At 61.5% G+C, this 13,088-nt stretch carries 13 protein-coding genes and 1 tRNA gene; 6 read left to right on the top strand and 8 right to left on the bottom strand.

The window, feature by feature from the left end; translation table 11 throughout:
* Positions 1-8: 8 nt before the first annotated feature.
* The gene (locus B9A19_RS08500) at positions 9-1,226 is read right to left on the bottom strand and encodes an efflux RND transporter periplasmic adaptor subunit (RefSeq protein WP_084090356.1); all 1,218 of its coding nucleotides are present in this window, start codon (positions 1,224-1,226) and stop codon (positions 9-11) included.
* A 95-nt stretch (positions 1,227-1,321) separates the two neighbouring features.
* On the bottom strand, positions 1,322-1,924 hold the full coding sequence (locus B9A19_RS08495) for a TetR/AcrR family transcriptional regulator (protein WP_084090355.1): 603 nt from the start codon (positions 1,922-1,924) through the stop codon (positions 1,322-1,324).
* A 161-nt stretch (positions 1,925-2,085) separates the two neighbouring features.
* Here B9A19_RS08495 and B9A19_RS08490 point away from each other — a divergent pair.
* Both B9A19_RS08490 and B9A19_RS08485 read left to right on the top strand, forming a co-directional pair.
* Positions 2,086-2,159, top strand: a tRNA-Gly gene (locus B9A19_RS08490).
* Positions 2,160-2,494: 335 nt separating this feature from the next.
* Positions 2,495-2,956, top strand: a complete 462-nt coding sequence (locus B9A19_RS08485) for a YehS family protein (RefSeq protein ID WP_084090354.1) — start codon at positions 2,495-2,497, stop codon at positions 2,954-2,956.
* A 63-nt stretch (positions 2,957-3,019) separates the two neighbouring features.
* Here B9A19_RS08485 and trhO read toward each other — a convergent pair whose 3' ends face one another.
* The 5 genes from trhO to acnB form a co-directional block, all read right to left on the bottom strand.
* On the bottom strand, positions 3,020-3,967 hold the full coding sequence (gene trhO, locus B9A19_RS08480) for an oxygen-dependent tRNA uridine(34) hydroxylase TrhO (RefSeq protein WP_084090353.1): 948 nt from the start codon (positions 3,965-3,967) through the stop codon (positions 3,020-3,022).
* A 124-nt stretch (positions 3,968-4,091) separates the two neighbouring features.
* Positions 4,092-4,751: a DNA oxidative demethylase AlkB gene (gene alkB / locus B9A19_RS08475; RefSeq protein WP_084090352.1), complete on the bottom strand. Its 660-nt coding sequence runs from the start codon at positions 4,749-4,751 to the stop codon at positions 4,092-4,094.
* Positions 4,738-5,469 (bottom strand): 2OG-Fe(II) oxygenase, encoded by a 732-nt coding sequence (locus tag B9A19_RS08470; protein WP_084090351.1) that lies wholly within the window; start codon positions 5,467-5,469, stop codon positions 4,738-4,740. Before B9A19_RS08470 ends, alkB begins: the two co-directional genes overlap by 14 nt.
* The gene (ada, locus tag B9A19_RS08465; protein WP_084090396.1) at positions 5,466-6,578 is read right to left on the bottom strand and encodes a bifunctional DNA-binding transcriptional regulator/O6-methylguanine-DNA methyltransferase Ada; all 1,113 of its coding nucleotides are present in this window, start codon (positions 6,576-6,578) and stop codon (positions 5,466-5,468) included. Before ada ends, B9A19_RS08470 begins: the two co-directional genes overlap by 4 nt.
* A 168-nt stretch (positions 6,579-6,746) precedes the next feature.
* Complete coding sequence (acnB, locus tag B9A19_RS08460) at positions 6,747-9,332, bottom strand: bifunctional aconitate hydratase 2/2-methylisocitrate dehydratase (protein ID WP_084090350.1); 2,586 nt, start codon at positions 9,330-9,332, stop codon at positions 6,747-6,749.
* Between the two features lie 151 nt (positions 9,333-9,483).
* Between acnB and gcvA the strand changes: the two genes are divergently transcribed.
* From gcvA to B9A19_RS08445, 3 genes are all read left to right on the top strand, one after another.
* The gene (gene gcvA, locus B9A19_RS08455) at positions 9,484-10,398 is read left to right on the top strand and encodes a transcriptional regulator GcvA (RefSeq protein ID WP_084090349.1); all 915 of its coding nucleotides are present in this window, start codon (positions 9,484-9,486) and stop codon (positions 10,396-10,398) included.
* Between the two features lies 1 nt (position 10,399).
* Positions 10,400-10,693, top strand: coding sequence for a GIY-YIG nuclease family protein (locus B9A19_RS08450; RefSeq protein ID WP_084090348.1), 294 nt, complete (start codon positions 10,400-10,402; stop codon positions 10,691-10,693).
* A 95-nt stretch (positions 10,694-10,788) separates the two neighbouring features.
* Positions 10,789-11,145, top strand: coding sequence for a hypothetical protein (locus B9A19_RS08445; protein ID WP_084090347.1), 357 nt, complete (start codon positions 10,789-10,791; stop codon positions 11,143-11,145).
* Between the two features lie 2 nt (positions 11,146-11,147).
* On the opposite strand, the gene B9A19_RS08440 is transcribed toward B9A19_RS08445, so the two are convergent.
* The gene (locus B9A19_RS08440) at positions 11,148-11,624 is read right to left on the bottom strand and encodes a WbuC family cupin fold metalloprotein (protein WP_084090346.1); all 477 of its coding nucleotides are present in this window, start codon (positions 11,622-11,624) and stop codon (positions 11,148-11,150) included.
* 112 nt (positions 11,625-11,736) lie between these two features.
* Between B9A19_RS08440 and B9A19_RS08435 the strand changes: the two genes are divergently transcribed.
* Positions 11,737-12,597 (top strand): mechanosensitive ion channel domain-containing protein, encoded by an 861-nt coding sequence (locus tag B9A19_RS08435; protein WP_084090345.1) that lies wholly within the window; start codon positions 11,737-11,739, stop codon positions 12,595-12,597.
* The last annotated feature ends 491 nt before the right edge of the window (positions 12,598-13,088 follow it).

Here is a 13,088-nt window from a genome sequence, read left to right as displayed (position 1 = left end):
GCTCTCCTTTACTTGGCTTGGCTGGCAGCGGAGGCTGCGCTGGCGTGGGCATTGGCTGCGGCGGCAGGTGCGGATGCCGCACCCGGTGCCTGATACGGTGCAGGCTGAACGACCGCGTCCGGACGGATTTTTTGCAGGCCTTCGACAATGACCTGCTCACCGCCCTTCAGGCCGCTGGTGATGATCCAGTCACGACCGGACATGCCACCGGTTTGTACCGGTGCGGCAGCAACCTTGTTTTCCTTGCCGACGATATAAACGAACTGGCCTTGCGGGCTGGACATCACTGCGCGCTGCGGTACGCGGATCGAGCCGCCCAGATCACCCAGCGCCAGACGCACCGAACCGAACATGCCCGGCAGCAGCAGGCGGTCCGGGTTGGCGAATTCGGCACGCAAGGTCACGGTACCGGTGGCGGGATCAACAGTCTGCTCGGCGAACAGCAACTTGCCCTTGACCGGGTAGACACTGCCGTCTTCCAGGAGCAAGTCCACCGGCAAGGCGGCACCGGCTTTCAACTTGCCTGCCTTCATCATCTGCTTGAGCCTGAAGACCTCGCTGCCCGCCTGACTGAAGTTCACGTAAATGGGATCAAGTTGCTCGATGGTGGTCAGCTGGGTCGCCTCACCACGCCCCACCAATGTGCCTTCCGACACCAGCGCGCGGCTGGTACGACCCGAAATCGGTGCCGGCACGCTGGCATGCGCCAGATCGATGCGCGCCTTTTTCAGTGCGGCGTCAGCCGACAGCAGGTCAGCCTGCGCCTGTTTGTTCTGCGAGATGGCCTGATCCAGCTCCTGCTTGGATACACCCTCGACATCCACCAGTTTCTGGTAGCGCGCCAACGTCTGCTTGGCGATTTCGGCGTTGGCCTGTGCGCGCGCCAGTGCAGCCTCGTTGGCAGCCACGGTGGCAGACAGGGTGCTGGCATCGATCTGGAACAGCGTCTGGCCGGCCCTGACTTCGCTGCCTTCTTCATACAGGCGCTTTTGCAGAATGCCTTCCACCTGTGCACGGACTTCTGCCGAGCGATAAGCGACTACCCGGCCCGGCAGATCGCGGGTCAGCGACGAATCACCTGCCGCTGCGGTGATGACGGCGACTTCCTGCGGCGGCATCTGGCCACCAGCGCCGTGACCGGCGCCTGCGTCCTGCTTGCCGCAGGCGGCAAGTGCCAGCGCGATGCTGGCAACCAGGATGGAATTACGCAGATGGGACTGAAGCATCGTGAACTCCTGAGAACGAAATGTGTTTTTAGTGACTTTATCGTTGACACAGGCGTCAGCAACTAGGGGTTTCCCGCTGACCTGTGTCATCGCAATTACTTGTTTGGTGCGTATGCACGCAGAAAGGTGTCCACGATACGCTCGACCTTGCCCCGCTCCTGCTCTGGCAATGGCGGCAGGCCGCCAAACAGGATGCGGGTGTGATCGAAACCGACCACGACTTCCAGCAAAAACTCGGCGGCTTCGATCGGATCCGCCACCAAAAGACGACCGGCGGACATTTCATGTGACAACAGCGCCGCCAGTTGATCACGCGTGCGGCACGGGCCGTTTTCAAGCAAGGCATTGGCCAGCTCGGGAAAGCGCGGTACTTCTGCCACCAGTGCGCGATGCGCGCTGATGTTTTCCGCGCTCATCACATGCGCGCGAAAGTGCAGCGAAAAATCGATCAGCTGCTCGCGCAGCGCGCCATCGCGCGCTTCCAGCGTTTCATGCAGATCGGTACATACACGTTGAATCACGGCGCGAAACAATTCGGTCTTGCTGCCAAAGCGGTTGTAAACAGTTTGACGGGCCACCCCCGCTCGCTCGGCAACCTTGTCGATACTGGCGCGGAAACCCTCTTCGCAAAATAGCTGACGCGCGGCTTCAAGCACGCGGTCCACGCTGTCGCCCGGATGGGCCGGAGTTGCATTCATGGCAAAACTTGACGCGGTTAGACTAGTGAGTCCAGTCTAATTTAGACTACTCAGTCTAGTCAACCGACATGCGTTCTTTTATGTATGCCCTTGCCCGCCCTACTCCATCGGCGCAACCCATTTGCCTTGCCGGCGCAAAAGCGCATAGAATGCGTGCCTCTGCGGGCGTCGTCTAATGGTAAGACACTAGCTTCCCAAGCTCGGAACACGGGTTCGATTCCCGTCGCCCGCTCCAGATTTTTCAGTGAAAGCCCCGATGCATCGGGGCTTTTTCAATTCAGTTTTCAAAACAGGTCAGCTGCAGTTACCTGCTACAGCAAGCAGCAGAGCGGCATAGCATCCACTGCAAACGCCAAGGCATACAATTCTGTCCGGTGCATGCCATGTATTCGCTCCGTGCATGGCGCGTATCCTGATGTGATACCCACTTCAGCGTGCAGCACGCATTGAATGCAATGTACAACAAAAAGAACGAACGTTCTATAAAATATTCATGAATGCATGCGTGTCCATGCACGCGCGATTGCACTCACCGGCAAATATCCATCCACCTTCAAGGTTTAGCCCATCATGATCAACAACGATATTCTGCGCAGCGTGCGTTACATGCTGGATTTGAGCGATACCAAGCTGGTGGAAATCATCGGCCTGGCTGGCCTCTCGATACAACGCGAGAGCGTGGACAGCTTTCTCAAAAAGCCGGACGAAGCAGACTTTGCAGAGTGCAGCGACGAAGTACTGGCCTATTTCCTGGATGGGCTGGTGGTATTCCGCCGCGGCAAGGACGAAAGCCGCCCCGCCCCTGCTGTGAGCTGGCCGGTCAGCAACAACACCATTCTGAAGAAGCTGCGCGTTGCGTTCGAGCTGAAGGAAGAGGACCTGCATGCCATTCTCGCCAATGCGGGCTTTACCGTCGGGAAACCGGAGCTGAGCGCGCTGTTCCGCAAGGAAGGTCAGAAAAACTATCGCCCTTGCGGCGACCAGCTGCTGCGCAATTTCCTCAAGGGGCTGACGCTGCGGTTGCGCCCCTGAGGTTGCCCAAATTACAAAAAAAGCCCGCATGAATGCGGGCTTTTTTATATCGGGCGGCTAACGTCACTCATCCCGCTCGTGCACTTTGCGGCCAATCGGATTGGGCTGGTTGCGCGCCTTGGCCAGTTCGATCTGTTTTTGACGCTCCCGCGCACCAGCACGGGTCTTTTCACTCAGGCTGTCCCAGCAGTGGGGGCAGCTGATGCCTGGCACATAGTGCGGTGACTTGCGTTCTTCCACCGATACCGGCTCGCGGCAGGCGTGGCACAGCTCGTAGTCGCCCTCCGACAGATCGTGCCGCACCGTCACGCGGTTATCGAACACAAAGCAGTCACCCTGCCACCTGGTTTCTTCCTGCGGAACGGTTTCCAGGTACTTCAGGATGCCGCCCTTGAGGTGGTAGACCTCTTCAAAGCCAGCGCCCAGCATATAGCTCGACGCCTTTTCACAGCGGATGCCGCCGGTGCAGAACATCGCCACTTTCTTGTGCTTGGCCGGGTCGAAATGCCGCTGGATGTAGTCCGGAAACTCGCGGAAGCTTTCTGTTCTGGGGTCGATGGCGCCCTCAAAGGTGCCGATGGCCACTTCGTAGTCATTGCGGGTGTCGATCAGCAGTACCTCCGGATCGCTGATCAGTGCATTCCAATCATGCGGCTCAACATAGGTGCCGACGCGCTTGTTGGGGTCAACACCCTCAACGCCCATGGTCACGATCTCTTTCTTGAGTTTGACCTTGGTACGATAGAACGGCTGCTCGTCGCAGTAGGATTCCTTGTGGTCCAGCTCGGCAAAGCGCGCATCGCGCTTGAGCCATGCCAGCAGACCATCGATGGCGGCACGCGTGCCGGATACGGTGCCGTTGATGCCCTCTTCGGCCAGCAGCAGGGTACCTTTCACATCCAGATCAGTCATGCATTGCTGCAGCGGCTCGCGCAGCGCGATGTAGTCCGTCAAGGTGACGAACTTGTACAAAGCCGCCACCACGATGGGCGGGGTCTTGGATTCAGACATTGCAATCTCCAGGTGGTCACCCTCGCAAAGGGTGGACCGGGTGGCCGGCAAAGGCCGGCGGGGCTGCGATTCTAGCAAAATCAGCGCATGGCGCCAGCCATGAGCACGGCCGGGTGTCGGAAAATCACAATGCCTTGCGGAAGGTCAAATTGATGCGGAATTCACCCCACTGCGGGTGCACGCCAGGCTTGACCGGCAAAACGCCATGAAAGCGCATGCGCGCCGGACCGCCCCACACCACCACATCACCGTGCGCCAGCGGGATACGCTGCGCCTTGTCCGCGCGCGCCAAACCGCCAAACTGGAACACCGCCGGCAAGCCAAGCGATACCGATACGATGGGTTGGCTGAAGTCGCGCTCGTTCTTGTCCTGATGCAGCGACATGCGCGCGCCGATGGCATAGCGGTTGATCAGGCAGGCATCAGGCACGAAATTGCGAAAACCTGCCGTTGCGGCAGCTTCCGCAGCAAAGTTGCGCAACGTATCCGGCATCGCCGGCCACGGCAGGCCCGTATCCGGATCACGCCGGGCGTAACGGTAGCCATGCGCATCACTCACCCAGCCTGCCTCACCACAACCAGTCAGTGCCACCGACATGTGCAACCCGCTGGGTGTATGCATTTGCCGGAATGGTGCTTGCGCCGCGATGGCATGCACCGCCTGCGCCAGCACATCCGCTTGCGACAGGGCAAAGCCACGCAGCACGACTACGCCGGTATCGATATCCTCGCGCCAGTCCGGGCTGTCATCAAACAGCGAGGGCTGCAGATCAAGTTGCGTCATGAAAAATCATGCCCAAGGTGTGCCGTTGCCCGCTGCGCAGCTTGCTCACGCCGTGACGCAGCTGCACCCGATAGGTGCCGCGCGTACCCTGCACCGGCCGCTGATTGACGGCGAACACCACCGCATCACCCTGCCCCAGCGGCACCACCATGGGCCGTGATTGCATGCGCGGACGCTGCTCGGTCAGCACGAACTCGCCGCCCTCGAAATCCCGCCCAGGCTCGGACAGCAGAATGGCCACCTGCAGCGGAAATACCAGCTCACCGTACAAATCCTGATGCAGGCAGTTGTAGTCGCCCGGCCCGTATTGCAGTAGCAAGGGCGTGGGTCGCCGCTGCCCCGCCGCATGGCAACGTGCCAGCCAGTCAGCATGCGCTGCCGGATAGCGTGCAGCCACGCCCATTGCTTCGTTCCAGCGATTGGCTAATGGTGCCAGTCGCGGATAGAGCAAGCTGCGCAGGCTGGCTATCGGCTCAGGCAAGGGGTAGGCATAGTATTGATACTCACCGCGCCCGAAGGCGTAGCGCGCCATCACGATGCGGCTGCGGAATTGCGCAGCGTCGGCATAGCCGGCCGCCAGCGCGTGACAGCGCTCGGCGTCGAGCAAACCGTTGATCTGCGCCCAGCCTTCCTGGTTGAGCGCTTCTTCGATGGCGTGCCAATCCAGCGCGTCGATGCGCCCGGCCAGGGCTGTAGCCTCAGACAGTCGGGCGTTCATGCCTTGTGCTCCAGCGCCAGCTCGATATCGAGCAAGGCACGTTTGCGCTCCACACCCCAGCGATAGCCGGACAACTCACCATCGCTGCGCACCACGCGGTGGCACGGTATCGCCACCGCCAGCGTATTGGCCGCACACGCGCCGGCCACCGCCCGCACCGCCTTGGGTGCGCCGATGCGATTGGCAATTTCGGCATAGCTGGCCGTTTCACCAGCCGGAATGTCACGCAGCGCCTGCCAGACGCGCTGCTGGAATGCAGTGCCCTGCACATCCAGCGGCAGGTCCAGCCCCTTGGCCGGTGCTTCGATGAAACCAACCACCTGCGCCACCAGATGCTCAAATGCGGCATCACCGCCGATCAACTCGGCGCGTGGAAAACGATCCTGCAGCTCGCGCAGCAGCGCATCCGGGTCATTGCCCAATGAAATCGCACACAGGCCGCGCTGGCTTTGCGCCACCAGGATTGCACCCAGTTTGCACTGGCCAATGGCGAAGCGGATCTGCGCCTGCCTGCCTCCGGCACGGTAATCCTTGGGCGTCATGCCCAGTACTGCATTCGATTCAGCGTAGAAGCGGGTATTGGATTGATAGCCCGCCTCGTAGAGTGCCTCGGTGACGTGCGAACCCCGGCTCAGCTCATCGCGCATGCGTTCGGCGCGGCGGGCCTTGGCGTAACCCTTGGGGGTCAGGCCAGTCAGTTGCTTGAAGATGCGATGAAAATGATAGGCGCTGATGCCGGTAGCCTCGGCCAGTTCGTCCAGCGACGGTGGTACTTCGGCGGCATCGATGATGCGGCACGCGGCGCTCACCTTGGCAGCATATTGCTCCTGCAAGGAGGGCTGATCGGGCTTGCAACGCTTGCACGGGCGAAAGCCCGCGCGCTCGGCATCCGCGCAACTGGCGTGAAACGCTACATTCTCGGGCCGTGCCCGCCGCGCTGCGCACGAAGGACGGCAATACACCCCGGTGCTTTTCACCGAATAGTAAAAGCGGCCATCTGCGGCGTGATTGCGTGCTGTGATATCGGCCCAGCGCGGATCGCGTTCTACGGCGACGGCCTGTTCGGCCAGGCGGGCGGCGGTGGCTTCCTTGCGGGTCAAGCTGTTCATCATGCGCTCCTCAGCACTATGTTGAACCGGAATGTAGCGCCTTGCCAGCCCTCACTCACTCCGTTGCTTGCTTTCAAATTGATCTGATTTTCACGCCGGGCGGAATAGGCGCCGGCAACAAAAAACCCACCGGTTGCCCGGTGGGTTTTCGTCAACGCAGCGTTGCGATCAAACGGTGGCCTTGTCGGCTTCGGCTTGATAGCTATCGATCTCATTGAAGTTGAGATAACGATAAACTTCTTTCGACTTGGCATCCAGCACGCCCACGTCCGCCATGTATTCCTCAACGGTCGGGATGCGGCCCAGGCGCGATGCAATCGCAGCCAGCTCGGCCGAGCTCAGGAACACGTTGGTGTTCTTGCCCAGACGGTTCGGGAAGTTACGCGTCGAGGTCGAAACCACGGTCGCACCTTCGCGCACTTGTGCCTGGTTACCCATGCACAGCGAGCAGCCCGGCATTTCGGTACGCGCACCAGCGGTGCCGAAGGTACCGTAGTAGCCTTCTTCGGTCAGCTGCTGGGCGTCCATCTTGGTCGGCGGTGCAATCCACAGCTTGACCGGGATGTCGCGCTTGCCTTCCAGCAGCTTGCCGGCGGCACGGAAGTGGCCGATGTTGGTCATGCACGAACCGATGAACACTTCGTCGATCTTGGTGCCGGCCACTTCGGACAACACCTTCACGTCGTCCGGGTCGTTCGGGCAAGCCAGGATCGGCTCCTTCACGTCGGCCAGATCGATTTCGATCACGGCAGCGTATTCGGCGTCAGCATCCGGCTCCAGCAGGTTCGGGTTGGCCAGCCATGCTTCCATGGCCTTGATGCGGCGACCGAGGGTCTTGGCATCGCCATAGCCGTTGGTGATCATGGACTTGAGCAGCACGATGTTCGAGTTCAGGTACTCGATGATCGGCTCCTTATCCAGGCGCACCGAGCAACCGGCAGCCGAACGTTCGGCCGATGCATCGGTCAGCTCGAATGCCTGCTCGACCTTCAGCTTGGGCAGACCTTCGATTTCCAGGATACGGCCCGAGAAGATGTTCTTCTTGCCCGCCTTGGCCACGGTCAGCAGACCGGCCTTGATCGCGTACAGCGGAATTGCGTTCACCAGGTCACGCAGGGTGATGCCCGGCTGCAGCTCGCCCTTGAAGCGCACCAGTACCGATTCCGGCATGTCCAGCGGCATCACGCCGGTGGCCGCACCGAAGGCAACCAGACCGGAACCGGCCGGGAACGAGATGCCGATCGGGAAACGGGTGTGGCTGTCGCCACCGGTGCCAACGGTATCCGGCAGCAGCATGCGGTTGAGCCAGCTGTGGATCACGCCGTCGCCCGGGCGCAGCGAAACGCCGCCACGGTTGCGGATGAATTCCGGCAGTTCGTGGTGGGTCTTCACGTCCACCGGCTTCGGGTAAGCCGCAGTGTGGCAGAACGATTGCATGACCAGATCGGCCGAGAAGCCCAGGCAAGCGAGGTCCTTCAGCTCGTCACGGGTCATCGGGCCGGTGGTGTCTTGCGAGCCGACCGAAGTCATGCGCGGTTCGCAATAGGTGCCCGGACGCACGCCCTGGCCTTCCGGCAGGCCGACGGCACGGCCAACCATCTTCTGTGCTTGCGTGAAGCCCTTGGTCGACGCAGCCGGTGCGGTCGGCAGACGGAACAGCGTCGAAGCCGGCAGGCCCAGCGATTCACGTGCCTTGGCAGTCAGGCCACGACCGATGATCAGGTTGATACGGCCACCCGCGCGCACTTCGTCGAACAGTACGTCGGACTTGACCTTGAATTCAGCCACGGTGGCGCCGTTCTTGATGACCTTGCCTTCGTACGGGCGCAGTTCGATTTCGTCGCCCATATCCAGGCTGGATACATCGACCTCGATCGGCAGCGCGCCGGAGTCTTCCTGCGTATTGAAGAAAATCGGCGCGATCTTGCCGCCCAGGCAGTAACCGCCAAAGCGCTTGTTCGGCACGAACGGGATGTCGTCGCCAGTCCACCACAGCACCGAGTTGGTCGCCGACTTGCGCGAGGAACCGGTACCGACCACGTCGCCCACATAGGCAACGGCGTTGCCCTTGGCGGCCAGGTCTTGCAGGAATTTGATCGGGCCGCGCTTGCCGTCCTCTTCCGGGGTGATGCCCGGGCGGGTGTTCTTCAGCATGGCCAGCGCGTGCAGCGGGATATCCGGGCGCGACCATGCATCCGGGGCTGGCGACAGGTCGTCGGTATTGGTTTCGCCAGTGACCTTGAATACGGTCAGCTTGACCGATTGCGGCACTTCCGGACGGCTGGTGAACCATTCGGCATCGGCCCAGCTCTGGATCACGGCCTTGGCATTGGCGTTGCCTGCGTCGGCCAGTTCCTTCACGTCGTGGAAGTAGTCGAACATCAGCAGGGTTTTCTTCAGGCCTTCAGCGGCCACGGCGCCGACTTCGGCGTCGCCCAGCAGATCGATCATCGGCTTGATGTTGAAGCCACCCAGCATGGTACCCAGCAGCTCGACTGCCTTGGTACGGCTGATCAGGCCACAGGAATCCTTGCCTTGTGCCACGGCAGCCAGGAAAGCGGCCTTGACCTTGGCCGCATCGTCCACACCCGGCGGCACGCGGTGGGTAATCAGGTCAACCAGGAACGCTTCTTCGCCAGCCGGCGGATTTTGCAGCAGCGTAACGAGGTCGGCGACTTGCTGCGCGGTCAGTGGCAGCGGCGGAATGCCCAGCGCGGCGCGCTCGGCAACATGCTGGCGGTAAGCTTCTAACATGATGATTTTCCAGATGGGGTTGACGGGGCACGAAGCCCGATGCACGGCTTGGGGGCATGAACACCCTAGCCTTCCGGAGTGGAGAATACGCGCATCGTGCAGGCCATTCAAACGAGTAATCGCGACACCCGCTGTGAGATATACTCACACCATGAGCCAAACCCTGCCCCCGTTGAATGCACTGCGCGCTTTCGAGTCCGCCGCTCGTCTGGAGAGCTTTTCTGCTGCGGCGAACGAGCTGTTTGTCACACATGGTGCTGTGAGCAAACAGATTAAACAACTGGAGGAATGGCTGGGGGTGCAGTTGTTCGACCGTACCGGCGGCCGCGTCAAGCTGACCGATACCGGCTGGCGCTATCTGGTGCAGGTGCAGGACGGCTTCGACCTGATCGCCAACGCCACTGCGCAGCTCAAGGAGCCTACGCGCCAGCGCCGGCTGGTGATCAACTCCACCCCGACGCTGGCCATGCACTGGCTGTTGCCGCACATGGCCGAGTTTCAGCAGCAATATCCGGATGTCGAACTGCGCTTGATGACGTCCGACCGCGATATCGGCCGGCTGGACGCCCCGTTCGACATCGCCATCCGCCGTGGTCCGGGCGACTGGCCAGGCTATATCGCCAAGCCTTTTCTGGAGGAGCGCGAACTGCCGCTGTGCAGCCCGGCCCTGCTCAAACGCCTCCCCTTGCTGCGCCCGGCCGACTTGGCCAATCACACGCTGCTGTATGCCGACACGCGCCCGGCCGCATGGCAACGCTGGTTGACGCTGGCCGGCGTACCCGAGCTGAAACCGGCCGCCACCCAGCAGTTCGACCACTTTTACCTGGCGCTGCAGGCTGCCATGGACGGGCTGGGCATCACGCTGGGCCCTTTGCCGATGATGCAGGGCGAGATCGATGCCGGGCGGCTGGTCGTGCCGCTCGCCGGCCCGGTCGCGCCCTTGCGCGGCTATTGCTGGATCGTGCCCCGGCTGGCTATGGATGATCCGGCCATCGGCGCGTTCTGCCAGTGGTTGGAGGACGTGGCCGCACGCCTGCAAGGCGGTGGCCTGCGCATGAGCACCTGAAATGAGCTGGTTTGTTTACATGCTCGAATGCGTGGATGGCAGCCTGTATACCGGCATCGCCACCGATGTGGTCCGCCGCTTTGACGAGCACGCCAGCGGGCGCGGCGCCCGTTACACCCGCGCCCGGCCGCCACGCACCGTGGTCATGGTGCTGGAACAGCCCGACCGCTCGGCAGCACTCAAGGCGGAATACGCGATCAAGCAGCTCTCCGCCGTGCAAAAGCGCACCCTGGCCGCGCAAAACCCGTTGGCCGATGCCATGCGCGTTGCGCTGGGTTCCCGCACGGAGCGGTAATTTTCCGGCTGCATCGCAGGTATCCGTACGCAGCCACACCAGGCGGGTTTACCTCAAGCTGGAGACATGTAAAAGCACCACTGGGAGGGCAAGCCATGCTACCCGTGCTGACGAACATGCTGTCGCCGGCCCGTTTGCGCCGGCATGAAGACGCGGTGCGCCGCAAACCCGGCGCCGCGCCAAACGGCGATCTGGCCGATGTGCCACACAACCCCTACGGCGCGCTGCAGCCCCATGCGACCACGCAAGCTGATGGCGTTGCCGAGGCGGAAGCGCCAGTCATCCAGCCAGATGGCTGGCTGCTGGCGACAAGCCGTGACTTCCTTAACTGGCTGACGCTGACCGGTAGACAGGCAGCAGCCGGCCATACAAAAGCGGTCGATGCCAGCAAGGTCGACGCTGCCTACGCGTCGTCGACTGTGCCCGAGCCTACGCTCTCCGCGCTGGCCTGATTTCAGCGCCCCGGCAAGCGCATACCCGGTTGCGCATCGGCATACCAGCTGATCAGCGCATCCATGCCCTGCTCGCCCTCAGCCGGGGTACCCGGCAGATAATCTTCGGCGGCAATCGGCATATAGGGGCCGTGCTTGACCTCGAAAATCACGCCACCGTCGTCCAGCGACAACACGGCATGCCATTCGCCAGCCGGGGTTTCGAGCACCTTGCAGTCCTCACCCAGTACAGTGCGGCGGGTCACCACGCCGTCATCGCTGAAATGCAACACCACAAAACGCCCTGCCAGCGGGAATAGCACCTCGAAAGTGTGCGGATGGCGGTGTGGCCGCACATAGGTGCGCGGCTGCATGGCAATCGCCAGACGCTGGATCGGGTCAGGCAGCTCTGGATGAAAATTATGGTTTGCCCGCAGGCGCGGCGATTGTCGCGCCGTATCGGCCAGTTGCTGCAAGGTGGTGGTGTCGAGGGATTTCATTGCACGCTCCTTCATTCAGCCGCGCACCCTAACGCCGCCGGTTGGTGAGCGCAAGCATCTACGCCAAACTGCGACTCCGACATCCGCCCGGCTATCCGCTAGAATCCAGCCCATGAATGCCCTTGCCCAGCTATTCGACAGACTGCAGACCACCATTTTCGACAAGACCGCCGTGCGTGATCTGGTTACTACCGTCACCTTCCTGCTGGTGTTGCTGGTGCTGCGCGCCGTCATACGCCGGACCATCCTGCAGCGCAATGATCTGCCCGCCGAGGTAAAACGCCGCTGGTTGGTGACGCTGCGCAATGTAGCCCTGATCATCACCCTGGTAGGACTGGTGACCATCTGGGCGCATGAGCTGCAGACGCTGGCCGTATCGCTGGTTGCCATTGCCGCCGCCATCGTGCTGGCCACCAAGGAAATGATCCTGTGCCTGATGGGGTCGATCTACCGCACCAGCACCAATGTGTTTACGGTGGGGGATCGTATCGAAGTCGCCGGTATCAAGGGCCAGGTCATCGATACCAACCTGCTGTCCTTTACCATTACCGAATCCAGCCACGTGCAGGCCAGCAAGGGCACGGTCGGGCGCGGCGTCACGCTGCCCAACAGCGTGCTGCTGTCCAATCCCTTATATAACGAGACCATGCTCGGCACCTTTGTCGTGCAAACCATACATATCAACATAGAGCGCAACGACGACTGGCAGCGCGCCGAATCCGTGCTGCTGACCGCAGCGCATGTGGTAGTTGATGAATACCGCGACGAACTGCAGCGCCACGCGCGTGAAGTTGCCATGAGCTACGCGCTGGAAACCCCCACGCTGGAACCGCGCCTGCGCATCTCGCTCGATGACCGCGAAGAAATCGGCCTGCACCTGCAATTGCCAGTGCCACTGGGGCAGCGGGCACGCATCGAACAGCGCCTGATCCGGGACTATCTGCTGGGCATGCAGGCGGCAACTGCGCCATAAACAACACCAGCAAGACCGCGCCGGCAACTCGGCCCCGGCAGTCTGCACGCCCTGCGCTGCTTGCGTTTGGCGACATGCTGCGCCAGCCATGGCTTCGGATTTATCCGGCCGTGCCAAGCAAACCTGCCGGTATGTGGCAAGCATATCAGTGCGGGTTGATAAAAAATGTTGCGCACCCGACACAGACTTGGCATAATGCGCAGCTTCAGCCCGTGCCGACCTTTTGAGCACGGGGATTGCATCGATACCTGACCTTCTCTCCGGTACAGCTTCACCCAGCGCTTTTGAACGCAGGGATGTGCGCGGTTCTTGCTGGTTAGCGTCGATGTCCTGCCGCGGATAAGCTCCGCCGAGATGTTGCGGGATTGGATTGCGACCAGCGCTGCTGCACCATTCGACGTCTGTTGAATCGACTCGAAGCACCGGCCATTCATTCGTACTTCGCCCTCTAGACCTTGGTTCGTTGCCATACGAACCCGGATGCGCATGGC

The organism is Andreprevotia lacus DSM 23236, assembly GCF_900176275.1.
Taxonomy (GTDB): Bacteria; Pseudomonadota; Gammaproteobacteria; order Burkholderiales; family Chitinibacteraceae; genus Andreprevotia; species Andreprevotia lacus.
The sequence above is the reverse complement of the archived record's forward strand: the minus strand, read 5'-3'. Positions and strand labels throughout refer to the sequence as shown.

Coding starts and splice junctions, on each gene's coding strand:
- B9A19_RS08500 (WP_084090356.1), bottom strand. CDS start 1,226: ATGCTTCAGTCCCATCTGCGTAATTCCATCCTGGTTGCCAGCATCGCG.
- B9A19_RS08495 (WP_084090355.1), bottom strand. CDS start 1,924: ATGAATGCAACTCCGGCCCATCCGGGCGACAGCGTGGACCGCGTGCTT.
- B9A19_RS08485 (WP_084090354.1), top strand. CDS start 2,495: ATGATCAACAACGATATTCTGCGCAGCGTGCGTTACATGCTGGATTTG.
- trhO (WP_084090353.1), bottom strand. CDS start 3,967: ATGTCTGAATCCAAGACCCCGCCCATCGTGGTGGCGGCTTTGTACAAG.
- alkB (WP_084090352.1), bottom strand. CDS start 4,751: ATGACGCAACTTGATCTGCAGCCCTCGCTGTTTGATGACAGCCCGGAC.
- B9A19_RS08470 (WP_084090351.1), bottom strand. CDS start 5,469: ATGAACGCCCGACTGTCTGAGGCTACAGCCCTGGCCGGGCGCATCGAC.
- ada (WP_084090396.1), bottom strand. CDS start 6,578: ATGAACAGCTTGACCCGCAAGGAAGCCACCGCCGCCCGCCTGGCCGAA.
- acnB (WP_084090350.1), bottom strand. CDS start 9,332: ATGTTAGAAGCTTACCGCCAGCATGTTGCCGAGCGCGCCGCGCTGGGC.
- gcvA (WP_084090349.1), top strand. CDS start 9,484: ATGAGCCAAACCCTGCCCCCGTTGAATGCACTGCGCGCTTTCGAGTCC.
- B9A19_RS08450 (WP_084090348.1), top strand. CDS start 10,400: ATGAGCTGGTTTGTTTACATGCTCGAATGCGTGGATGGCAGCCTGTAT.
- B9A19_RS08445 (WP_084090347.1), top strand. CDS start 10,789: ATGCTACCCGTGCTGACGAACATGCTGTCGCCGGCCCGTTTGCGCCGG.
- B9A19_RS08440 (WP_084090346.1), bottom strand. CDS start 11,624: ATGAAATCCCTCGACACCACCACCTTGCAGCAACTGGCCGATACGGCG.
- B9A19_RS08435 (WP_084090345.1), top strand. CDS start 11,737: ATGAATGCCCTTGCCCAGCTATTCGACAGACTGCAGACCACCATTTTC.